We start from the raw sequence: 22,911 nt of genomic DNA on the forward strand, positions 1-22,911 counted from the left end.
CGCAATAACCGTCACGCGCGAGAACGGGACCTTGCAACATTTGGGCGTGGAGCAGATCGGGTGTCTCGCCTTTTGCGGAAGTCCGCACAGAGCCGCCATTTCACGAGGAGCGCATTTTTATCAAATCTGCTCCCACTGGCCGGAAAGGCGACCGTCGGGGAAGGCGCAATGCTGCCGGTCGCCTCCTGCAAAAAGCACACCGAGGTCGAGTCAGGAGCTGACTTTCAAAATCCGACGACGCTGTCCTACAGAGTGAAATTAGTCTTTCACACTGAGCGCCCTCGGCCTCTGGCAAGGTGGACTTGAGGCTTACAATGATCATTTTTCTCCTGTGCGCCACCAGTGGTCATGACATTGGCGGCGATCGACTGGCGCATTATGGTCCGCGACCAGAACTGTCCTCCAATGAATGTTCGTGAATGAACGAAAGCGACCACAGGCCCATTGGCCCTGGCGAGCATTGCGGAAATGATCTCAGCGCGGGTGACTTGCGGTCTCGACCTCTGGCGCCGTAGTATTTGGCACCTTGCGCTCCTCAGTTTCGTCCAGTTCTGGGTACACGCGAGACCGGGAGTGATCTCTCTAGCCGCTCCAAAGAGACATCGGTAATCACCTGCTGTGTCAGCTTACACGCTAATGTCTCTGTGGCAATGAACGTGCCGCACTCCGACAGCTTGTTGACCGGAGCGCCCCCGAGACACGTTGAAAAATACGCGCAAGATTGATGGCAAAGAGCAATCCCCTGCCAAATGTCGGCGCGGAGCTTTTCGAACGCGGCGTTGGAAAGGACAGTCTCGAGCGTGGCGTCAGGCAACCGGCCGATGATGAAATCATTGTAGGCCTCGCTTGATAGCCCGGCGAGTTCGGGCGAAAAGGTGAACAATTCGCCGCCGACGCCGACAGTCAGCATCGCAAAGGGCATGTTCTGCGAATTCGCCGTCATGCTGCCCAGTCCCGGATGGCGCAACATCGCCAGCACGTTTCGATATTCGCGGACACGTAATGGCGGCGCCGCATTGTCGGACTCGGCCAGAACGGTCTCGAAGAATGCGCGGAAGTCATCGACGACACCCGGTCGAGCCAAAGTCGAGCCTGCATTCGCGCCCTCGACCTCCTCGATGTTGAAGCCGATGTCGCTGATACCCTCGTCGTGAAAAAATTTCATCAATTCGCGTGCATGGCCGAGCGTGGCGTTGGTGACGACGCAGATAACATGCAAAGCAACGCCGCGAGCCTTCAGGAGCCGCAGGCCCCTGAGCGCCTTCGCATGGGTTCCGCCTCCCGACCGGGTGCGGCGGCGGACGTCGTGCAGAAAGGCAGGGCCATCGATGCTGACACCGACGCGAACGCCATGCGCGAGAAAAAGATCGCACCACGCATCGTTGATGAGCATGCCGTTGGTCTGGATGGCGTGCGGAACGGACGAGCCCGGCGGCGCCTGCGCAGCCACACGCGCGAACGCCTCGGCGTACCAGTCCGGCGGAACCACCAGCGGTTCGCCAGCATGCCAGACCACGGTGAAGTCACGGGCCTGCAGCTTGGCGTCGAAAACGAAACGGGCTGCCGCAGCCACCGTATCATGGCTCATCACCCGGCGGTCGCCCCTGTTCGGCAGATAGCAATAATCGCAGTCGACATTGCAGAACGCCGTAGGCTGCATGATCAGCAACCTCGTCACGCTGGCAAAATCAGCCGCCGTCAGAAATTGCTCCATCCATTGAACCAGTTCGGGAAGTTCGGGAAGTTTGGAAAATTCGGAAAATTTGGAAAATTCGGAAAATTTGGGAAATTCGGGAAATTCGGGAAATTCGCAAACTGAACCACTTGCAATTCGTCGGCGGCTTGTGGCTGCAGCTTCAGTCCAAGTGTTTCGAGATAGCGTTGGCGGATGGTGTGGAGCCGTTCGACCGCCCGCACTTGAGGTGGCTCGACCGTCGGGCGAGCAACCGCGTCAGGCGATGTCGCCGCCAGTGCGGCCAGCAGGGCAAGGCTGCGTGTCGCCGTCATGGTGTTCCCCCAGGAGAAAGGGGGCAATCATGTCCGTCGGGGTATTTCGGAAGCCGCTCTTGCAAATAGAAACGTGGCACCTCGGTCGCGCTAAGCGGTGTAGTGGCAAAATCACCGAGAACATCTGGTCCTAGAGCGCAGTTCAGGTTCCACCAACGGGAAGATATTAGATCTTTGACTACCTGAGGTCTCCGATCAAATTTTCGCACAATCTTGTCGTCAGTCTGAATCCACAGGTAATTCTCATCAATTTTCAAACTTTCCGGACGCATCCCGATATAAGAAAACTCTACCTTCGCCGTATTTAGCTTAGAAAAGTCCGCGTTGACCGTATTTGGATTAACATCATTTTTCTTGTCGAATATCTGAATTTTTACCGGGCAATATTCCGCACCTTCGACGCACACCTTGCCAAATTTCGTGTACTCCGTATACGTTGCTATAACTATTTCGCGGGTATCCATAATTTCTTTGCTAATTTGGCACTGGCGGCTTCCGGGCACATCCGCTCTTTCTTTGCAAACAGGAGAGAGAGGGGGGAGCGTGCCAAACGCCTTTGGGTCGATCATTTGTGCCGAATAGCCTCTATTCGTCCACAGGACGCCCAGATGGTTAGGCAGACCCTTAACCGGAACGACGAAGCCAACCACGGTGTCATTGCTAATGTAGTTGGTCTCGCCGATCTTTGACAATTCTATTGGCCCGTCCGCGTATAGCGCGTTAGACGACCACGATTGAAGTCCGCGGATCGAAAGCGCCTGAAGACGCCACATTTGTTGTTCTTTTTTTACTTTATTCCATTGTGTTAATACAACAAAAGGTCGAGGTTGATTGCTTTTATTACTTATAACAAGCAAAGTAGCCGCGTCGATCGGGGCACAGACCTCCGAAATCGGTTCCAACTCCTTAAGCTCCGCGACGTCGCGGAAACCACCTAATGTTGCGTACTGCAGCGTGCCATTGTGTATACCATAACGCATCTCAAATGGACCAGAATTCTTGTCCAGCCTACTGAAAAGTGTGCCTTCTCCCTCCGCCGACGGCAAGAGGCACGAGACCCCTTCGGCTTTAACGTTGTCGATGCCAAGCAATTCTGTTTTGTCCTGCGCGAAAGTTGAGGCGACCGGTACAAAATTGAGATCGGCCAGCACTTGACGCGCGCGGTGTGCGATTTGGTCTCGCATCGCATTGCGTTCACTCTTGATTTCGGCGTCAGCGCCGTTCCAATCGACAGCGCCGTCGGACTCGAATGCGTCTAGCGCAAGCCACAAATCACGATCGCGATAGATCGGCCTGCTAATCCCTCCGCCTATCTCAGTTGCCTCGAAGCCTACCAGCCCGAGTTTCGCTATGGTATATCTAAATTGATTAACCTCATTTTCGTGATAAAAAACGTAAGTAAAAATTGAAAGAATTCCAATAATACAGGAAATTGCGGAAACTAGCCAAAGCCATCTTTGGCTAACTTTTCTAGCTTTCTCGGCTTTTAACCTTTGGGTTATGGCTGCGTTAGCTTTTGCTTCGGCCTCTCGGCTTTCAGCCATTGCTACGTTCGCGTTGGCGTTAGCCGCTTGCGCCTTCGCCTCCGCAGCTTTGGTCTTTGCCTCGGCCGCTCGGCTTTCAGCTATTGCCACCTGCGATTTGGCGTTGGCCGTCTCCGCCTCGGCCTTCGCGGCTTTGGTCTTTGCCTCGGCCTCTCGCCTTTCAGCTATTGCTCTCTTCGCGTTGGCGTTGGCCGTCTCCGCCTCAGCCTTCGCGGCTTTGGCCGTTGCTTCGGCCTCTCGGCTTTCAGCTATTGCCGCCTGCGATTTGGAATTAGCCGCCTGGGCCTTCGCCTCGGCAACCTCGGCCGCCAACTCCAACTGATTTTTGCGCGCAAGGATCGCATCCCTGCGCCTATTGTCCAACTCGGCAAGAAAACCTGGCCCATCGAACCGCGCGCCCGGCATTTCCAAGCGCGAGATCTCGGTAAGTATCCAGGTTTGGCTCGCCCAGCCGCCGCGAGCCGCGCCGATGTGCTCCGGCGTTGCAGGTTCCTGAGCTATTGGCTCGATGGCGGCGGCGCCAGCATCCATTTCACCAATGACCGCGCGCAGATCAGCCTCGCGGCCAGCGGTAACGATGTCATTCGGCTTAGCGTCTGCAGAAGCTTCGTTGAGGTCGTTGTAGATGGAGTGGAGAGCAGCCGAAGCTTTTCCCGCCTCGCGGACCCAACTCGCATATTCCTTCCAGTTGCGAATGAATGATTCGTGATAAACTGTATACCGATCAGGTAGTTTGCGATTGTCGCGCGAAGCTGGATCGGGGCGCCGCTCGATGAGCGTAGCGCGTTCAAATTCCGACATGGCCGCAGCCAGCGGTGCCTCGAACCTGGCCGCTCGTTCGGCCTGCCAGGCTTCATCGCTGGTGTGCGCGGATGCCAATTCTTCCGCCGCCCTCGAGGCGGCGAGCATTTCGTCGATCGTGCGCCAAGCGCGAACCACTCTGCGGCGATCATCCTGCCGGACCAGATTTACGAAAGCGGCTTTGAGGACCATTTCTGCTAACGCGCGCGTTTCGTCCGAGTACTCTCCGGCTGCGTCGCACCAAGCCTGTATCGCGTCCTGAAAGACGGTGTCGGCCCGGCTATTGAGCACCCGGGCGAGGCGATTTTGCTGCTCGCCGGGAGTACCGAATACCGCCCTGCTTTTCGAGGACGCGTCGGGTTCGTCCCAGCCGGGCACACCCGACAAGGATTCGGTATCTATAAGGAGTTTGGAATCTGTGGCCGTGCTATCGAGCCACTTACCGACCGAACTATCGCAGAGCAGCCTTAGGAAGTGTTGAAGTAGCGGCAAGGCATCAGCGCGGTGTTCGACATTGCCGCCGGTAAATGCCTCGTAGGATTTGGCCAGAGCCTCGACGGCATCCGGCGTAAATGGCCAATTGATACCGGAGTCTGGGCGAAAACCGTAGCCCATCAGGGTCAGCCTGACAGGTTCGACAATGGCCAGCTTCACATCATCGGGCAAAACCAGTTCCACGAGGTGGACCGAACGGTTGACGATGTCCGAAATGCCCTTCAGTTCAGAACAGCGGTGCAATTCCTCGCTGCGCATCGACGCGACCAGATAGAGCTCCGGCGCCTGATTCGCTTCCGCCTGATCGACGAACCGGATGCATTCGAACAGAGCAGTTTTCTCGGCACCGTCGGCACAGCGGAAAATCTCTTCGAACTGATCGATGCTTATCAGCAGGCGCGGCGGACCAGCCCGACGACGATGAAGATGGAGGTCAAGCCTGTTCAGTTCTTCGCGCACGAACAAGGCCAAGTCGGGTGCTACCCCAGCAGGCATCGATTTATGGGGAGCGGACCAAAGCCGCGCGTCCAGCAGTGCTCTAACGCGCCTTGCGGTTCTTGCGCGCAGGTCGTCGCCAGGCGATGGCGCGACGACATCGGTCGCACCCATCACCTCAAGCGCCTCCTCCACCTCCGCGGCGAGCTCTGACTCAGGGCCTCCAACCTCAGCGAAAATCCCGTCGACCACCATGTCCGTCAGACCGGCGAGGAACTCCTGCATCGGACACTGTACCGGACGGCACTGGGCGACATACCAGTTGCCGCCGCCATCGGGCATCTGCAGTGAGTGGATGTCAGCCAACAGTCCGGCCTTGACGATTGACGACTTGCCGGAACTCGACCCCCCGATCACGACAATGACGTGACGCGTCCTGCTGTCCGGCGAAGTTCCTGCAAAGGCCTTACGCAGGGCTCTGATCTGATTGATCCTTGCACGGAATATATGCGCCTCGTCCACATTGAAGCTGCGCAGACCAGGATAGGGGTTGACCAGAGTGGCTTGAGGGTCGTCGGCTGCCTTACGCCACTTGGCACGGAAGGTTTGCTTTGGCGATAGCCTCCTCGGTGCAGTCTCATCAACGGGAGTATCGACAACCGACACCTAGAGAACTCCCATTTCGGCCAACTGATCGTTCACCCAGCCCTGGGCCGTCTCGACATCCATGCCATCAGGAATGTACTCGTCATTCGCATCGTGCCGGAACTTCACCACGCGCCAGTTTCCATTCGCCTTGTCGACCAATTCGAGATCCAGCCGGCTTAAATCTTCGATCATCACAAGGATATGCAGTATACAGATGGGCTCTCGGTCACTCTGGGCCGAAAAATAACTGTTGACGCCTTCGCGTACTCGGCCACTGATCTCGGTCAGATACTGTATGAGAGGGCGGCCGCCCCGACTGATGTCACAGGCGGCCACTATATTCGGCTGCGACGGGCGGAACCTTTCCACGGCTCTGTGCAGCGGATCGCCAGTTGTCGCCAACTGGAACGAAAACGGCACGACGCAATCATTCGAGGGCGGGGTCCCGTCACCACCGACAATAATGCTGAGATGTTTCTTCAGTGCCTTCCGCAGCTTGCCGTCGAGCTTGCGATTGATGACGACTTCCTCCGTGGCCACGTAGGCCGCAGGAGCAGCATCATTGTGGTCCAATCCTAGCCGTACACGGATCACCTGTGCAAAATCCGCCGGGCTTTGAGCGCTGACTTCGGCTCCGTCCGACTTCTTCAGTTCCGCACCGGCGGGCTTCCAGACTATCCGCTGCCTCGAGGTGCTTTCGACAATCGATTGTACCAATGCCAGCTTCTCCTTGCCGCCACCGGGCCGCGACGCCACGGAGAGCAAAAGATAATCGGAGAAGACATCCACATCGCTTATTGGGCCATTCTGTCCGACATGCTCGACAAGCAACGGACTTTTTGCAGAGCGGAGCTTGCCTTCCAGATCAACCTTCCACTCGAGCTTCTGATCGGAGTCCTTCCAGGGATCGATCACCAGGAGCGACTTGTCGGCCCCGATTAGATTCTTTAGCTGGGTGAACCTGGCAGAATCTCCATCGGTGGTCTGCACACCGCCCACCAATACAACGAGGTCATTCTCCGGCAGAACTGGGGGTGGAGGGTCTACGATCTTGCCACCTGGACCTGGACCGCCGTTCCCCTTACTCGCCAGAAAGAAGGCCGTTACCTTCTCCTGCTGTGCGGAGATTTCATCTTCTTTGTCAGTTCGAAATAGAAACAAGAATGGCGGCGCTTCGGAAACGCTCTCCATTTCAATTCGATTCTTTTCTTTTCTTCAAGAATCTGCTCTTGGGTCGGCCCGACAAGAATGATCTTTGGCTGGTGCGCATCCTTTTGCGCCGCTTCCAGGGCAAGGTCGAAAATGTTCTCGATCACGTCCCTCGCCGAGCTGTCGACCCCTCCAGATCGAGAAATTACGATACATCCGGCTTGCTCGAAGTCGGGTCGCTCTGAATCCCACCCCCCCTTGGGTTCCCGTTTGGAAATTGCCGTAAAAGAATCGAGTCTATATTTATTTTGATTTAGCTCAAAAATTATATTCGCTTGGATAAGGAATTTGTCATCAAATAGAGACAAATCTCGATCAGAGATATCATCAATTGCCCATAGAGGAAATTTGGCTTTCTCTTCGAGAAACCTCTTGATGGCATCTCTTGCTGCTTTTCGGTTGCTAAATCTTCTTGATATCACCTCTATCCAGATCTTCAGATGCTCCTCCACATCGTACGACTGCATAGCTATCGCCCGAAGCACATCCTGAAGGTATTTGTCGCCGACTATCCCGTCATCGTTCCATTTCAAATTTGGTATCGCTGAATAATCATACGACGGAAGCGCTTCGTCCCCGACGCAAGCGTTGAAGTCTTTGATTTTCCGGAAAGCTGATACAAGCACTCGAAAAAAACCAGCTTGGATCGTTAAGCCGTACGACGCCACTCTCTCCTCCCCAACAAGCCCAACAATATACTAGCGCTAAGGCCCAAGTTGTGCAAGTTTCTTATGGGCTTGAGAGTAGGGCGATGGATTGGAATTCTCTTCGTGCTGATCAATCAACTTTGCTTGAGGACATCCTGGCGTCGTCGTGCACGCAGATTGAAATAGAACTCGCAATCTCGAGGAGTTTTGGCTCGACCGACAAATTTGCAATTCTCACGTTGCCGCACAATAATTTATCGAAGAAGAAGCGCTTTCGAGCCCAGGTTGGCGAAGTGGTGTCGGCGGCAGCTAGAAAAGGCGTGCTGACGTATTTTGTTGCTGAGATTAGACGGATCAAACTTGGTGAGGTCACATTCCGGAACATCGCCGATGTCGTTGCCGTGGCGGGCTCTCCGGTTTTCGTCTCCGGCAAACCCGGCTTTGAATTTCAGGGCGCAGCCAACCGGCTCGGAATTGTCAATTTCGACGACCTTTTGCGACGACTGGCAGAGATCAAAGAGGCAACCTGTCGCTTCACCCTGCCAAAGGGCGAGCATCGTTGCTCAATCGGTAGTGGCATTCTGGTCGCAGAGGATCTCGTCTTGACCAATTGTCATGTGCTCGAGACCGGCATTGGGCTCGACTTTTCTGGCAAGAGGACGCTGCCCCCATCCGGACTGGCCTGTGAATTCGACTATTCGAGTAGCGGCACGCCTACCGTGGTAACCCCACTTGCCGCGACGGGGGACTGGGTGATTGCCCTCAGTCCGAAAGCTCCCGACGAAAGGGCTGCCGACCCCTCGTCCACCAAGGACCTGGACTATGCCCTGGTGAGACTTGCGGCACATCCAACGCTGGTCAACGGCCAAAAAAGGTGTTTCGAAAAGCCCGCCAACATCGACCCCTTCCAGGCGGGAGTTCCGATATTGGTTGTGCATTATCCAGGTCAGGAACGTCTGAGCGCTTCGTTCGGAAAGACGATCCAGAACAAAGGCCCCCACACCCGGGTGCGCTACGACGCCGATACTGAAGCCGGCACGTCGGGATCGGGTGTCTATCGGCTGCCCGAGTGCTCGTTGATCTCTTTGCATCAGGGAGCTAACAGGTCCGAAGGATACAATCAGGGCATTCCAATACAATCCATTCTGCAAGACAGTTTGCAGAGGGGAAAACAATGAGACTGCTCGGCTCGAGCCCAAGGCATCCGGAGTCTCTGGATGCGAAAGCGGCACGGCTGGATGAGCGGCTGAAGCGGATTGCGCCCGGAGGATTCCTTACCAAACCAAATGGCCACTCTATGCTGATCGAAGAGATTGGACCCTCGCTGAGGCGTGCTTCTCTCTTCGATGGACCAGCGGACGAACTCTCAATAGCCTCGCTGGAGCAGGTTGTGGCAAGCGGGATCAAAGCGGTTCGCTACGTCACCGAAGGTGGCGGGCGGCTCGATGACATCAGCCCCCACACCCTTCTGAGCCTCGAATCCGTCGTCGATGCAATCCGACGCGTATCCTGGTACGTCAAGGATAACGACTATGTGGTTAGCATCCGCCCAGACGACAACGGTCTGGATGCTTGTTGGCGCGATACGTTCAAAGACGAACGCGCACGGGTCAAGACGGTATGCGCGAGCGTCGCAGCGATCATGATTGACGGTAACCCGGTCGGCACCGGTTGGCTTGCCGCGAAGGACACACTGGTCACCAACGCTCATGTTGCCTTCAACCTTTGCTATCGCAAGCCGGGCCTGTCTCCGGGCGATCCGCGGGATCGCTGGCGGATGGCGAGCGGGCGGGCGTTCATCGCAGCATTCCGCTTCGAACACGGCAATATCGGCAAAGCCGACAAGCACATCCACGTGCCCATCTACGACGTCCTGCATGTCGAAACCTCGCAGTATCCGGATCTCGCCGTCTTCCGCATCGCGCCGCCGGCCGACCTTGCCATGCCTGTGCCGTTGGGTCTCGAGCTTGCATCGGCCACGCCAGCCGCCTGGTCGCCCGACAAGACGATCTATACGGTTGGACATCCAATCGCAGACCTTCAGGACGATACGACAAATGTCGAGTTGGCCTTCGGGCCGCTCGACGGCACAAAGCGCTTCAGTCCAGGCAAGGTCATCAGCAAGATCGATACCGACGTGCTGGCGCATGATTGCAGTACAACCAATGGCTCTTCCGGTAGCCCGATCGTGACAATGGGCAGCACAGTTCCAGTTGCGTTGCATTATTTCGGCCGTCCGGGGATGCGCAACGAAGCGGTGTTGCTTTCGGCCTGGGCAGCTCACCCTGCGATCAAAGCGATACAATCCGGTCAATGGCAAAATTGACACCGGGGAGTTGTTACAACTGCGAACACAAATATAAGTAGAAGGCTTCAACATAGCCAATAACGTACGGCGAAAACATTGTTGCGAGGCAGGTTGGAATAAACTGCAGGGAAAATGGCGGGGATATCCATGTCAGACGAACGTCAGGACAATGCTCGGGAGTTTTTGAAAACCATAGTGCCGAAGGGCGCGCTCGAAGGCACGGCTGAAGCGCGCGAGACCCTGGCGTCCGGCTCGATACCGCGTAGCTGGCAGGTCCATGCCGAAGCCGCCGCAACCAAGATCGTGGAGGGCGGGCCCCTCAACGAGGCCGAGGCTTTCGCCCTGGAGGCGATCATCATCCCGGACAAGCGCCCGACGGTTCTGATACAGGGCGGCGACTACCGCATCGACAACGCCACCTGGAAGCACATCGGCAGCGATGCGATCCGTTCCGTTCTCAAGCCGGCCATCACCGCCATCTGCCGAGTCGAGATACCTGGACATCCGAGCCTCCCTTATGCCGGCACGGGTTTTCTGGTCGGTGACGGCCTGCTGATGACCAACCGACATGTGGCGGAGTTCTTCAGCTCCGGCCTTGGCCGGAGGGGTATTTCGCTTATCTCCGACATGCAGCCCAAGGTCGACTTCCTCAGGGAGGCCGACAACGAAGAGCAAAACCTCTTCACGGTGACGGACGTCGTTATGGTCCACCCCTATTGGGACATGGCATTGCTTCGTATCGGCGGTCTGCCCAAGGGGCATGGTCGGCTGCGGCTGTCGTTACGGGCGCCGCAGGACATGCTCGACAAGGATATCGTCGTCATCGGCTATCCGGCGAGCGATCCGCGCAGCCCGCCCGACGTCATGAATCAGGTTTTCGGTAGTGTGTATCAAGTCAAGCGCCTGCAGCCCGGCACGATCGGCGGCTCGGGTGCAACGGCCAGCCAGGCTCGCCTCGACTATAAGAGCTATGAGAAGCTCGTACCGGCAATGTTGCACAATGCCTCCACGCTCGGCGGCAATTCAGGGTCCGCCGTCCTCGATCCGATCTCCGGCGAAGTCATGGGCCTGCATTTTGCAGGCGAGTACCTCAAGTTCAATTGCGGCGTGCCGGCTTATGAGTTGGCAAAGGATGCGCGAATTGTCGACGCCGGCGTGACTTTCGGGGGCAACCCTCAGCCACAGGACGGCCCATACGACCGCTACTGGCAACGCACCGAGCAAGTCGTCGAGACCACAGGCCCGCGAAACGACCCGGGACAGGCAGGCGAGCCCAAGCAGCCAATCGCCGTTGCAGGCTCGCCCGATTGGGACGGCGTCGTTCGCTTGTCTGTTCCGCTCGAAATCACCGTGCAGTTGGGAAGGCCCTCCTTGCCGGCTGGCGCCGACAAGTCCGCCGCAGGCGAATCCGCAACGATGGAAAAGCTGGTCGAGCCGGCGCACGATGAGGATTATTCCAATCGCTCCGGCTACGACTCTGAATTCCTTGGCATCCATGTTCCGCTGCCCACCGTCAAAGACATCGGATTGCTGTCCAGGCTGGACGATGGTGGCCACATGCTCGACTACGAGCATTTTTCGATTGCGATGCATCGCGCGCGGCGCCTCGCGCTTTTCACGGCTGCCAATTTTGATGGGTCGCAAGCGGCCAAGAATCCGGCGGGCACGCCCAAGGGGCGAAAAGCCGTTGGCGGCATGGACGAGAACGATCAGGAGCGCTGGTTTACCGATCCGCGCATTCCGGCCCTTCATCAACTGCCTGATCGCTTCTTCGAGAAGGATCGGCAAGCCTTCGACAAGGGACACCTGGTGCGCCGCGACGACGTCGCCTGGGGAAAGACGTTCAAGGAGTTGCAGCGCGCCAATGGCGACAGCTTCCATGTCACCAACTGCTCGCCGCAGGTTGCCGGTTTCAACCGTGCCCGGCAACTCAATTGGGGCGCGCTCGAGAACTTCGTCGACACCATGTCGGCCAAGGGCCGCGTCAGTTTGTTCTCCGGTCCGCTGTTCAAGGATAGCGATCGAGGATTTCACGGTGTCGACCAGGAAGGAAAGACCGTCGCGCTGATCCCGACCGAGTATTGGAAGGTCATCGCGGCCGTCGAGGACGGTAAACTCAACACCTACGCCTTTATCCTGAAGCAGGATGTGTCAGGCATCCGCTACACCGAGGCCATCCCCGACAAGTGGGAACCATTGATGGTGGCTCTATCCGCACTGGAAGAGCGGATCCGTTTGGTGAAGTTCGCCGCCGCGCTGCATCGCGCCGATCAATTCGGAACCGACCACGGCGAAGCGGTTCGCGCGGCATCCGGCATCGAAGCCGTAACGGACGCATTACGGTCGAAGAGTTCGCGACGGCGCATCGACGATGCCCGGCTCGGACCGAAGACATTTCGCGACCCCGCGCTGTCCCTGTTCCAATCGGCTGCCGCCACATTCGCGCGATCCGAGGCCGCGAGGACCGCGAGCACTCATGAAAGCCTGTCTGATAGCTCGGAATTCATACTTGAGGCCGAGCAGGCGTGCGAAGAGCGCCTCAGCGGCCGCGAAGGGATTCTCATCGATGGCCGGGAGGCGTTGAATGTTGGCCAGCGCGCTGCACTCTGCGCGCGGCTCGGACTGCAATTGATGATGGCAAAGCTGGCAGGAAACACAGCGGCGGCCAAAGAGATCGAACAGCAAATGATCGGCAGCACCTGCGATCCGGGCTGGGCCAAGACCCTGAAGGAATACGCTGCCGCCTATGGCGTGTTGGGCAATCCTGACGCCAGGATTTACATCCGCCCGAAAGAGGCAGGCAACTCGGTCATTACTATCCCGGCCGGCGCCAAGGTCGCACTGTTCGGCGACTGGGGCACAGGCGCCGAACCGGCGCGGCGACTGCTACGCCATATCAAGACCAAACAGCCCGATATTCTATTGCACCTCGGCGATATCTACTATTCGGGGACGCCGGACGAATGCCGTGAAAAATTCGAGCACATCGTCAACGAGACGTTTGATCGTGCGAAGAAAAAGCTGCCGCTGGTCTACACGCTCTGCGGCAATCACGACATGTATAGCGGTGGCAGGGGTTACTACGACCTTATCGCCCGCCTGAACAAGGGCAAGGACGCTCAGAAGGCGAGTTTCTTCTGCCTGCGTGCCGACAACGATTCGTGGCAGCTATTGGCGATGGACACAGGCCGCAATGACTACAATCCTGTCTCCATCGGCCATGCGGTCACCTTCGTCGATCCGGAAGAGGAGGTGTGGCTAATCGATCGGGTGAAAGAATTCAAAGGCAAGACGATCTTGGTCTCGCACCACCCGATGTTCTCTGCCTTCTCGGCGCCAGGCCCAAAAGACGCCGCCGGGCACGACAATCCGATCAACCCAAATCTGAAGCGCCTATTCGACCGATTGGCGCAAGCAGGCGGAAGTATCCCGGCATGGTTCTGGGGGCATGAGCACAATCTGTGCGTCTACGAGAGCTATGCAGGCCTCGCTCAAGGCCGTTGCATCGGGCACAGTGCCGTCCCAGTGTTCACAGATGATGAACCCTACGAGGTTTCCACCGGTATGCTCGATCCGCCGGCGCTTAAGTCCGGCACACACATTGCAAATCTCGGTGACTACTGCGCCCACGGATTCGCAATGTTGGGGCTTAATGGAGACGCCGCATCGGTCGAATACTATCAGGATCGAAACGGAATCCTTGAACTTCACTTGCGTGAGACAATCACCTGATTGTTGCTTTTGACGTTTCGGAGAGGAGGCCTGAAACGTTTTCGGTTTATCCTGGAACGGCGTCGTGACCTAGAATCCATTGCCGTCCTTAGTCTAGTGCTTGCTTTGGAAGCCACCGGACGCTTGCAACGAATTGTCCGGACGAGCCTTCCAGGAAATGGATCCCGACGATTCCCGCTGCGGGTTTTTGTCAATCGGATGAGTTTTCAACCACTCACTCGGCATCGGTGGCCAGCTGAACTCGCCGAACAAATGAAAGGTAGCGTAATGCACCCGCCCCGCGAAACTCCGTCGCGATGAAGAGAATCCACAGGTGGCGGGTACCGTTTGAATGCTATCGACGAGGAAAAACGGTCATATTCAATGCTTCAATACAATATCTGTCGCATCCAACTGGCGCGACATAAGGACTAAACGGGGAACAAGCGCATGCGCATGCCGTCGATAACAATCTTCACCCGGTCGCCTGCGAGCTACACGGAGGAGGAGGAAAAGATATCTGCGGCGTCACGTACCATAGGTACAGCTCTAATTGGCGTTGCCGTAGTTGGCGTCGTGGCTTTGTGGATCTGGGCTGATGGCCTGAAAAGCACCGACGCCCACAGCCCAAGCTTTGAAGCGATCATGGGAGCGAATCTGCTGATCGGGTTGGCGTCGGCTTCGGCCGGGGCGGTGCTTGGTTTCATATTTGGGATACCCCGCACCTTGAGTGTGGCTGAACGACAAGCCGTGGCCAACGCCGTGAAGGAGGGAGGCGGCGCTGAGAAAAATCAAGCGGTAATGGCCATAAATAGCAACCTCGAGCGCATTTCAGATTGGCTCACGACACTGCTTGTCGGTGCGACGCTGGTTCAAATTAAAGACATTATCGCATGGATCGGAGGACTGGGGAGCAAACTGTTCTCCGCAACCCCCCCTTCCAATGACGCGATAGTCCCTGTTGTCATCATTCTGTTCTTTAGTCTCTCGTTCCTCGGCATCTACCTCATCACCCGGCTCTATTTGACATCTGCCCTCTCGCTTCTCGCAAAGTCAGGCGGGATCAGCCCTGACAGCCAGGTTGAATTGGGAAGCAACCTCAGGGCGGCGGTGGAATCTGGTAAGGGGCCAGATATCGCTGCTGCGCTGAAAGCGCTAAATAATGCAAAGTTGACTGACGAGGATCGTGCGGAGCCCGCGCTCAATGCTACCGTTGTGCGGGCGCTTGCCAAAGTACTAAGCAGCGGGGTGGCATCTGGTCTACCCAACTCGAAAGCCGCGATCCTCTCGGCAGCTGATAACGCCGCAGCCTCCGCAACGATCGCAGAAGGCTTGAAACAGGATATCGCAACGAAATCGGTTACAACAGGGGATGCGACGCTCGACGCGAATATGGTCGCCAAGCTTAACCGGGCAGGTGCGTCGGCAACTCCGCAGAAAACGCAACTTACTATTCTCACTGAACGCTTCGATGCCGCGCTCAAATCGGGACAGGCCAATGATGTGACGGCTGCCTTTACTTCGATTGTAGAGACGGCGCTTCCCAGCTGCGCGAAAGAGGACGCTGCGTTGAACGCAAAGGTGGTGCGCGTCATAGCAAAAATGATTCAGATCAAGGCGTCTCCGGATGGCGCCAAGGCTGTTGACGTCATGCGCGACGCGGCTCTGCGCGCAGCCAAGGACCCTATTGTCGCTGATGGTTTGCGTCAGAGTTTCGATGACGGGTCGCTGACGACTGGAGATCCCGCGTTGGATGAGGACATTAAGGGCAGGCTCGCGCAGAAATGAACATCCGGGCGATCTTGCCTGGCTAGGGGAGTTCTCCTCGTCCACAATCCTGCTTTCCGTGCAGAGGCGAGGGTTCTGGTTGAAGTTCGCCATGCGTCGAACCAACCAGGCAGCCCGTCAGGCTGGCGACCGAGGCAATCTTTGCGGGCACGACCAATTATGAGATTTCTGCCGATTCGATGACGAGGCTGGCGGGAGATTCGCCAACCCTGCCGGGGCCGGAGAAGCCCGTAGATTTCTTAGAGAAGTTGTTTCGCAATCATCATACGTCTTTTGATGGCGCCAGAAGTATCTTTGGGTCGCTCGATAAATCTCACAAAAGCACCTACAGCAGACTCTATTGATGAAGCGGCAGTAAATGCGCTGAATTTCCGAGCCTCTCGAATGATGATTGCAATGTTGGTTTCGGGATCCTTGAGCTGTTCTATCGTGTAACCTATTCCCAAGCCCGCCTTTCTGTTACACTGAAAGAGACCATAGCTCTCTTCCGATCCGCCCGCCTTGATGCTCGGATCCAGGCCAGACTCCCCGATTGCGTTCGCGAGAGCCGCAACAAGCTGCTGATCCTTGGTGAACCCGGCTCGCTGAAAGCGGTCTACGATCAGGTCGCCATATTTCTGAAAATCCTTCTTCACACCCGCCGCTGTCATATCGTAGCGGTTGGCGGCGTCGATAGGTATCAGTGTTTCCACCGTTCGTATGGCGGCGATCCGGGGCACCGCATATGGCGCCTCATTCACACCGTTCGTCTGGTTTCCGGCAAGCACCATCACTTGATCGCCGGCATCGGAAAACCGGGTAAAGAAGCCAACATGGCCCACGGCGTCCGTGCCTGCGGAGGCGGTTAGAACCACCACCGCTCCGGCCGGTATGTCGTGGCTGCCCAAGGGAATGCTTATCGTTCCCCAACTCTTCCAACTGTCGGCTGCGCCCGCTCCTTTGGGCGGCGTCAAGCCTGCCTGCTTGACGCAGAAAGCTGCAAACGCGCCGCACCACGCCGGAGTGGGGTCGCCGACCGGCCCAAAGTCCGTCGCAGCGAAGTAGCTCTTGATGCGATCGGGTTGGCTGGCCTCGGTCACACCCGCCTGCATTTCTGCCCTAGCGACATCCAGCCAAGGGGCTGAACCGGGAGTTTGCCTGGGCAACTCGTCAGCCGCAAAGGTGCGGATCTTGTCGAATGCGGTGTTGAGCAGATCAGCCAGGACCGATTGCGTGGCGGCGATGAACTGCGCCACCGTCATCGTGTCTTTCAAGGTGTTGAACTGCGGGCGGCTCTTGATCGCCGCCAGGTGGTCGCCGACGACGGCCGAAACCAGCGCGTCTTGTTTAGACTCACTGTCACGGATGTCCTTGGCCGTCTTCGCGTCAGTCAGGTAACAATGAAATAGATCCAGGTAACTAGGCACAAAGACCTGATTGGTGCCGTCTTGCATAGGTGGGGCCATAAGTTTGCTGAAGGCTTCCCCGTCAGTATGCATGCGGTAGGCGGCCGCATAGACCTGCACCATGGGGAAGATTGCATCACCGGGCTGATAGTCGGCGGCTCCTGCAAGTGCGCTGGTGCGAAACGCTTCCCATTCCGTCTGCAACAGGCCGAAAGGCCCCGTCACGCGCGGAGCGTCGAAGTGGGTCACCGCCATTCCGGTTTCGAACAGAGCCCTTGCAATGATGAAATCAGCTGTGACGAACCAGGGAGTGATCGCGGGATCGCTGTTCATGCTGCGATCGACCAGCGTGCACTGGCGGACAAAGCTCTCCGGGTCCATCGGGGCCGGAGCAGGATCGGCAACCTCACTTGCATTGCCGAGCGGTATCCAGCCATCAAGCACGCCGGGGGGAATGAGGATGCTGATCCACGGCTTACCGTCGGCGTCGGTGGCGGTCTTGCCCGTGCCGAACATCACAACCCCTGTGCCAAGCACGTCGAAGGGGTCCGCGGTCTTGGATGGAGTAGCTCTTATGGACGTCAATCGCAGCAGCTTGTAAGCCATGTCGCTATTCCTCCCCCGGAAGCGGTGGCAGTTTCGAAAGTGCCAGCATGAAGTCCGTTGTCAGTTGGTCAGACAGTTCCGGGTCGGTCAGGGTAAGACTTTTCTCGACAGCCTTTCTTGCCAGCGGGATCTTGTCGCGCACGGCTTTTTGGTCTGCTCCGGCCAACAACCTGTTCCCCTCAGGCAGCGCGCGGTTGATCAGGGCTATCACATCCGTCACACCCGCAGGGTAAGCGTCCTTCTCATAGACGTTGGCGTACTTGCCCGAGTCACAGGGATCGTACCCGTTTGCGACCGTCAGTTCGCGCTCCGTAAGTTTTCCGGTCAGCTTCATTGAAGCATCGGCCGTCGTAAATTTCAGACGTTGCTGGTATGCGATGATCCGGGCAGCGGTCTTCTTTGTCGGCTTTGCCTGTTCTTTTTTAGGAACGCACAGCTTGCCGAGTACACCTCTGATATAGGGCTCGCTGTAGGTAACTGCAGGGTTGGCGAGAATGATCGCATATTGATCATTTTTATCCGGCCGCACGTCGCCATACTTACGGGGTTCAACCTTCCCGCCGGAGGTCATGGGCGCGCCGATGATGGCGGTGTCGACCAGAGGCGACCTGTTCCGGTCATCGAGCGCTTCCGCGCCTCCCTGGGCATAGGTGGTCAGCGTGTTGTTGATCTCGGTCTCGATCGTGAACGGCATGCAGATGCGCAAATACTGGCGCAGCGCGTACACTGCCTGGGGCCTGGTACCGATGGACTTTGTGCGCAAGTCTTCCCGGAAACGGGTCTGGCTGCTCAAGACGATGGACTGCACCGTGGAGTGATTGACCTCCATGAGCAGTCTCGAATTTACGTTGTTGAAGGTTTCCCGGGCAAAGCCGAGCGCGGTCCCGACGAGGCTTATGGCAAGCGAACCAGCCTTTGTGGCGATCAGGACCGCTTCCGCCGCCGTCTGCGTGTCGCTGATCTGGTCCAAAACCGCGCCATTCGACCGCCGCCTAGCATCGAGCCAGGCCAGATATCCATCGCAACGCTCGTCAATATCGTTCATGCCTGCCTGGACGAAAGTATTCCAGTCCACGGCAGAGCAATTGGCACTTCCGGCCTGTTCGCAGATGTATCTTATGTAGCTGTTCTGCGAGGCAGTCTGATTGGGCAGGTTCGAATAGCCCAGCTCCGTCCCAATCCCGGAGTCGAAATATTGACGATCCGTGTTGCTGCAGCCCTGCAATGCAATAGCAATCACCACGCCGACGATCACGCGCGAGCGCCACATAAAATTGTCCCCGAGTTTGAGGTGGTAAGTTATTCGGATGTTGTGGGAGAACAATCGGCCCGCGTACTTGTCCCCAAGATTGTTTTCTTATGGACAACTCGCAAAATCTCAGATGAATAGATACAGGCTGAATCTGGCTGATATCTTGTGCGCTATCAAAAGCAATTGTCGCAAAGTTTGTTGTCAGAACAAGCACATGGCATCCAATAACTGCGGGAGCAATGACAGCCGTTCTGACGGAACAGTCGCGCCAATTAAAATCGCTTAGCAGCTACCGGGATCAAGGATGGCGTCGCCAAGGTGGCCGACATGAGACGCGCTATTGCCGAACCGGAGGGGCTGGTCATCATGCGCAATGATTGTGGCAGCGATGATGGGTCAGTACTCGTCGGCCCGCATGATCGTCATCACACGTGACGTGACGTTTCGGTCCGATGGATCGGGGGAATGACAACGGCGACTTAGATCGTAGTAATCGATCTTCCAAATGATCTTGATCCCGTTGACCACCATGACCGCGCAATCGTGCTCCCCATAGGGATCGTTCTCCGGTGTGAACCCATCGAACGCCGTGATGGCCGATATGATGTCCCTAACCGTCGATGGACCGAGGGCCGATATCCCTGGGGTGATGACAATGCTCCCGCCGAGTCGATGAATCCTCAGGTCGTCGTTCAGTGATCTTGTCTTGATGACAGTCCCATCGAGCGCCCGGCTGATGTCATGGACCTCCCCGAAGAGCATGTCTGATTTCTGGTTTGTCATGGGCTTTCCTTTCGACACAGGTGATTCTTTCTGGCCGGCCCTATGGCCGGTCAGTTCCATTCGAGATCTAGTTTGGTGTGGTTAGCCTGGATCAGGCCAAATCAATCAGGCGCGCTCGTCAGCCGGGAATGCTCCCGAACGCCACCATCCTTGCTGACACGTCTTCCAAATCACGTAATCGACGGTCGAAACACTGTCTCCCGATTGTCTGGACAGCCGTCCGCACAACTCCTTGACCGTCTCACCGGATTGGCTCGCAACTCGTTCCAACCAGACATCTGGTTTTGCCACGTCAACACCGAGGTTCTTTGCGAGGTGATATTTCGTGATCCCCCCGATGTGAGGGAGAGCCCCACAGAATTCGATCACCTTCTCCGGTCCCTCTTCCCAGGCCAATCTAAAACCCTGGAAAAACTCCGACCTGTTCGACATCACCAGGTTGATGGACTTCGTCTTTCCCAGATGACCGAAAGTGTTTCCTACCTCCCCTGTCCCCATTAAAGACGGCCTCATCCGGTTCCAAATTTCCTTTGCTACTGTCCACCTCATTCCACTGTTGAGGATGACGTACGACACCCTCAGGGCAAAATCAGTTTCATCCGTCGGCGGTGATTTCGTCTTGACCCTTTCCATCGCGTCCGGGTCGAGCTCGGAGACCATTTTCCGATAGGTGAGATACTCGTCCCGCGTCACCGAGAGAGTCCCCCTCCGGGAACCGTACCACCCTCGTTGGCAGTGTCGGTTTCGGTGTGAAAGAGACATTTCGCACTGAGGGAACGTTCACCCGAAATTCTACTAGATTTTACTACCAACCTCCCTTGCACTTCGAATGAGAATGATCTCGTCCGCATCGATCTGGTACCGCTGAAACGACCACCGGGATTTCTACAAGAATTTACTATCAACTACCCCTCCCCTTCGAATGAGAATGATCTCGTCAGGATCGATCTGGTAAGGAACTCTCGGGTCTCGAAGCGAACACCGCGCCCGCTGCAAAACCTTCATCGAGTCGGAGTCGAACAGCCGGATCGTTCTCGCGGTCATTCGATAGGCGACCGTCCAATGATCGTGGCGACCAGAGAGACCGATAATGGCGATCTGATTGTCGCCTAGGCCCTCACCCAACGCGGCCCACAGATCGTCGAACCGGCGGATTTTCGACGTCAACGTCGCAGCGATGATCGACGTCTCGAGTACCTCCCGTAGGTAGTTGCAGGCAGCCTCGACGAGGGCATGGACGGTCGGAATTTCGATACCCAGTCCGACAGTCTCATGGGCCGTCACCCGGTTTGTCGTCAGACTCTCCGACAGCACTTGAAAAAGACCGATCGACTTCTCACGTCCAAGCTCCGGGAACAGAAACCGGACAGCGTTCATCACGCAGTAGACGCCACATAAGCTATCCAGATCTCCTTGATTGAACGGCGCCGGGATCTTCTTGGCGATTGGAACCCTCAAAATCCGCGCGCGCAAAATCGGTCTACGGACATCGTCGTCTCGGTCAGACATCGTCGATATCTCAGATCATGGAAACAATACGGCGTTGGGCATCGGTGTCGCCGTCGATGTAAGTCTGGGTCATCGACAGCGAACGATGACCGGCGAGGAGCTGGACGTCGCGAAGACATCCTCCCGCGCGGTGCGCAGATCGTGCTGCCGTTGTTATGAACGTCCGGCGTCCCGAATGGGACGAACACCCGTCGAAGTTCAGCTCTCGATAGAGATCGACAAACCAATTGACGATGCTGTTGGGCTTCATGGCTCCACCGCACTTGGAACGGACCACGGGACCATCGCCTCCCTCGTCTTCTCTCAACATAGACAAGGCGCCTTTGAGACTGGGATGCAGAGGAATTCGTCGTCCAGATTGACGCTTCGCGATACGATCCTCGATCACGACCAGGTTCCCAATCTTGCCTTTTGGATCGAGGAGCATTGACCACTCCAACCCTGCAATTTCGCACGCCCTCAACCCGGCCTTACAGGAGAGCAAGATGATCACCCGATCCCTCATCGGACGGGATGATTTGCGCGTATGCGCAAGCATTTTGCGCAACATTGAATCGGTGACGACCTTCGCTTGACGACCAGACATAAGGGTTGCGCTCCGAGGATGGGGACAACTCTAGATTATAGGCATTTAATCCTATTTTCAAGCCGAAAGCTGGCCCTGACGGTCGTCATTTTGGAATGGGTCTAGGTCATCTCAGGTGGTGGTCGTCGGGTCTGACGAGGTACAGGTGAGATCACGACGACGGTCCGACCTAAAACGTCGCCGGAAATCGTATTTCGGATTCTCGACCGCTGACGTTGCTGGCCCAATCAGCTCAACGCGCGACACATCAGTGTATCTTAAGACACACGTCACTCCCTTCTCTGGACAGTCTGGATACATACTTTTATCGTCAATTCTCCAGTCAGTCGAAGAAAGAACCGAGGCTTTGAAATCAAATGCGCCAGTGCGGCAGCGCCCCGCGAGCGGGGGATATGCTAGGGGGGACCAGGCGCGTAATCGCATAGTTGTCGCGGCCTTAGAGGTTTTCGGCGCTGGCGGATTCGAGGCAGCTTCCACCCGCGCCATCGCAGAAAAAGCCTCCGTCAAACTACCTGCACTCCAGTACTATTTCGGCGGCAAGGAGGGCCTCTATCTGGCATGCGCCGAATTTATCGCCGCTGCCCTTGAGGTAAAGCTAGGCCCGTACGTCGAACGGGTGGAGCGCATGCTCGAGGCTGGAGCGACCCAAGAAGAAGCCTTGCGGGCATTGCAAGGCCTGTTGGCAGAGGTCGCGGACACACTAGTCGCGGGGCTTGAACCCGAGAATTGGATAATGTTCATCATGCGCGAGCAGGCGCGTCCAACGGCTGCTTTCGACGTCATCTATGTCCGTGCAATAGGACGCGTCGCGGAGACCTGCGTCACCCTGACCGCCCACGTTTTGAACCGCTCACGCCACGATCCGGAGGTCCGCATCCGAGGGTTTGCGCTCCTTGGACAGGTGTTGGCGTTCCGGGCTGCGCGCAGTGCGGCGCTCCGCATGCTGGACTGGCCGGCCTTCGATGGCCATCGTTTGGATACGCTAAAAAGGGCGCTGGCGGACCATACCGCTGCCGCCTTGTCACTTCGCCCGTTTGAATAGCCGGTGCGTAGGCCTTCGATCGCTCAAAAGAGAGACTGACCCACAAGGTGGTAGTTCGTAGACGCACAAGCGCGAAGCCAAGCCGCAATGAGGCAAGCTGAGCGTGTCAGTGGGGGAGGAGACGGAAATGCCTCACTCGATGAGGTTGCGTCGCC

At 56.9% G+C, this 22,911-nt stretch carries 16 protein-coding genes; 5 read left to right on the plus strand and 11 right to left on the minus strand.

Features of this window, described 5'->3' with window-relative positions; all coding sequences use genetic code 11:
• Nucleotides 1-535 precede the first annotated feature (535 nt).
• Genes grrM through ACYG9Y_RS13375 form a run of 5 tightly spaced genes read right to left on the minus strand, consistent with a single transcriptional unit; the run spans nucleotide 536 to nucleotide 7,807 of the window.
• Nucleotides 536-1,714, minus strand: a complete 1,179-nt coding sequence (gene grrM, locus ACYG9Y_RS13355) for a cyclophane-forming radical SAM/SPASM peptide maturase GrrM/OscB (RefSeq protein ID WP_023739435.1) — start codon at nucleotides 1,712-1,714, stop codon at nucleotides 536-538.
• Nucleotides 1,699-2,007, minus strand: a complete 309-nt coding sequence (locus ACYG9Y_RS13360; protein WP_023739436.1) for a hypothetical protein — start codon at nucleotides 2,005-2,007, stop codon at nucleotides 1,699-1,701. The genes grrM and ACYG9Y_RS13360 overlap by 16 nt, the downstream gene beginning before the upstream one ends.
• Nucleotides 2,004-5,948 (minus strand): nSTAND1 domain-containing NTPase, encoded by a 3,945-nt coding sequence (locus tag ACYG9Y_RS13365; RefSeq protein ID WP_023749375.1) that lies wholly within the window; start codon nucleotides 5,946-5,948, stop codon nucleotides 2,004-2,006. The genes ACYG9Y_RS13360 and ACYG9Y_RS13365 overlap by 4 nt, the downstream gene beginning before the upstream one ends.
• A complete protein-coding gene (locus tag ACYG9Y_RS13370; RefSeq protein WP_198018645.1) occupies nucleotides 5,949-7,121 on the minus strand; it encodes a hypothetical protein in 1,173 nt (390 codons plus the stop codon).
• Nucleotides 7,034-7,807 carry a hypothetical protein gene (locus ACYG9Y_RS13375; protein WP_023739439.1) on the minus strand — a complete coding sequence of 258 codons (774 nt, stop codon included), beginning with the start codon at nucleotides 7,805-7,807 and terminating at the stop codon, nucleotides 7,034-7,036. Before ACYG9Y_RS13375 ends, ACYG9Y_RS13370 begins: the two co-directional genes overlap by 88 nt.
• Before the next feature lie 83 nt (nucleotides 7,808-7,890).
• Between ACYG9Y_RS13375 and ACYG9Y_RS13380 the strand changes: the two genes are divergently transcribed.
• The 4 genes from ACYG9Y_RS13380 (at nucleotide 7,891) to ACYG9Y_RS13395 (ending at nucleotide 15,593) form a co-directional block, all read left to right on the plus strand.
• Complete coding sequence (locus ACYG9Y_RS13380; RefSeq protein WP_023749377.1) at nucleotides 7,891-8,964, plus strand: trypsin-like serine peptidase; 1,074 nt, start codon at nucleotides 7,891-7,893, stop codon at nucleotides 8,962-8,964.
• Complete coding sequence (locus ACYG9Y_RS13385; protein ID WP_084014350.1) at nucleotides 8,961-10,112, plus strand: trypsin-like serine peptidase; 1,152 nt, start codon at nucleotides 8,961-8,963, stop codon at nucleotides 10,110-10,112. Before ACYG9Y_RS13380 ends, ACYG9Y_RS13385 begins: the two co-directional genes overlap by 4 nt.
• 129 nt (nucleotides 10,113-10,241) lie before the next feature.
• Complete coding sequence (locus tag ACYG9Y_RS13390; protein WP_198018646.1) at nucleotides 10,242-13,826, plus strand: DNA/RNA non-specific endonuclease; 3,585 nt, start codon at nucleotides 10,242-10,244, stop codon at nucleotides 13,824-13,826.
• Between the two features lie 429 nt (nucleotides 13,827-14,255).
• Nucleotides 14,256-15,593 (plus strand): hypothetical protein, encoded by a 1,338-nt coding sequence (locus ACYG9Y_RS13395; protein ID WP_023739443.1) that lies wholly within the window; start codon nucleotides 14,256-14,258, stop codon nucleotides 15,591-15,593.
• A 239-nt stretch (nucleotides 15,594-15,832) separates the two neighbouring features.
• On the opposite strand, the gene ACYG9Y_RS13400 is transcribed toward ACYG9Y_RS13395, so the two are convergent.
• The 6 genes from ACYG9Y_RS13400 to ACYG9Y_RS13425 all read right to left on the minus strand — a co-directional run bounded on the left by ACYG9Y_RS13400 (nucleotide 15,833) and on the right by ACYG9Y_RS13425 (nucleotide 21,714).
• Nucleotides 15,833-17,584 carry a CHAP domain-containing protein gene (locus tag ACYG9Y_RS13400; RefSeq protein WP_023739444.1) on the minus strand — a complete coding sequence of 584 codons (1,752 nt, stop codon included), beginning with the start codon at nucleotides 17,582-17,584 and terminating at the stop codon, nucleotides 15,833-15,835.
• 4 nt (nucleotides 17,585-17,588) lie between these two features.
• Complete coding sequence (locus tag ACYG9Y_RS13405) at nucleotides 17,589-18,854, minus strand: hypothetical protein (protein ID WP_023739445.1); 1,266 nt, start codon at nucleotides 18,852-18,854, stop codon at nucleotides 17,589-17,591.
• Nucleotides 18,855-19,232: 378 nt separating this feature from the next.
• Nucleotides 19,233-19,619 carry a DUF3768 domain-containing protein gene (locus ACYG9Y_RS13410; protein WP_023749378.1) on the minus strand — a complete coding sequence of 129 codons (387 nt, stop codon included), beginning with the start codon at nucleotides 19,617-19,619 and terminating at the stop codon, nucleotides 19,233-19,235.
• 105 nt (nucleotides 19,620-19,724) lie between these two features.
• Entirely contained in the window at nucleotides 19,725-20,312 is a 588-nt protein-coding gene (locus tag ACYG9Y_RS13415) for a hypothetical protein (RefSeq protein ID WP_023749379.1), read from the minus strand.
• A gap of 192 nt (nucleotides 20,313-20,504) precedes the next feature.
• A complete protein-coding gene (locus tag ACYG9Y_RS13420) occupies nucleotides 20,505-21,128 on the minus strand; it encodes a hypothetical protein (protein ID WP_460223131.1) in 624 nt (207 codons plus the stop codon).
• A 10-nt stretch (nucleotides 21,129-21,138) separates the two neighbouring features.
• On the minus strand, nucleotides 21,139-21,714 hold the full coding sequence (locus ACYG9Y_RS13425) for a tyrosine-type recombinase/integrase (RefSeq protein WP_023739449.1): 576 nt from the start codon (nucleotides 21,712-21,714) through the stop codon (nucleotides 21,139-21,141).
• A 346-nt stretch (nucleotides 21,715-22,060) separates the two neighbouring features.
• Here ACYG9Y_RS13425 and ACYG9Y_RS13430 point away from each other — a divergent pair, with 346 nt between their 5' ends.
• Nucleotides 22,061-22,756, plus strand: coding sequence for a CerR family C-terminal domain-containing protein (locus ACYG9Y_RS13430; protein WP_198018647.1), 696 nt, complete (start codon nucleotides 22,061-22,063; stop codon nucleotides 22,754-22,756).
• The last annotated feature ends 155 nt before the right edge of the window (nucleotides 22,757-22,911 follow it).

It is taken from the genome of Mesorhizobium sp. W050, from assembly GCF_054719535.1.

Bases quoted from the DNA above. Each gene is read 5' to 3' on its own strand.
- grrM (WP_023739435.1), bottom strand. From the start codon at position 1,714: ATGGAGCAATTTCTGACGGCGGCTGATTTTGCCAGCGTGACGAGGTTG.
- ACYG9Y_RS13360 (WP_023739436.1), bottom strand. From the start codon at position 2,007: ATGACGGCGACACGCAGCCTTGCCCTGCTGGCCGCACTGGCGGCGACA.
- ACYG9Y_RS13370 (WP_198018645.1), bottom strand. From the start codon at position 7,121: ATGGAGAGCGTTTCCGAAGCGCCGCCATTCTTGTTTCTATTTCGAACT.
- ACYG9Y_RS13380 (WP_023749377.1), top strand. From the start codon at position 7,891: ATGGATTGGAATTCTCTTCGTGCTGATCAATCAACTTTGCTTGAGGAC.
- ACYG9Y_RS13385 (WP_084014350.1), top strand. From the start codon at position 8,961: ATGAGACTGCTCGGCTCGAGCCCAAGGCATCCGGAGTCTCTGGATGCG.
- ACYG9Y_RS13390 (WP_198018646.1), top strand. From the start codon at position 10,242: ATGTCAGACGAACGTCAGGACAATGCTCGGGAGTTTTTGAAAACCATA.
- ACYG9Y_RS13395 (WP_023739443.1), top strand. From the start codon at position 14,256: ATGCGCATGCCGTCGATAACAATCTTCACCCGGTCGCCTGCGAGCTAC.
- ACYG9Y_RS13400 (WP_023739444.1), bottom strand. From the start codon at position 17,584: ATGGCTTACAAGCTGCTGCGATTGACGTCCATAAGAGCTACTCCATCC.
- ACYG9Y_RS13405 (WP_023739445.1), bottom strand. From the start codon at position 18,854: ATGTGGCGCTCGCGCGTGATCGTCGGCGTGGTGATTGCTATTGCATTG.
- ACYG9Y_RS13410 (WP_023749378.1), bottom strand. From the start codon at position 19,619: ATGACAAACCAGAAATCAGACATGCTCTTCGGGGAGGTCCATGACATC.
- ACYG9Y_RS13420 (WP_460223131.1), bottom strand. From the start codon at position 21,128: ATGTCTGACCGAGACGACGATGTCCGTAGACCGATTTTGCGCGCGCGG.
- ACYG9Y_RS13425 (WP_023739449.1), bottom strand. From the start codon at position 21,714: ATGTCTGGTCGTCAAGCGAAGGTCGTCACCGATTCAATGTTGCGCAAA.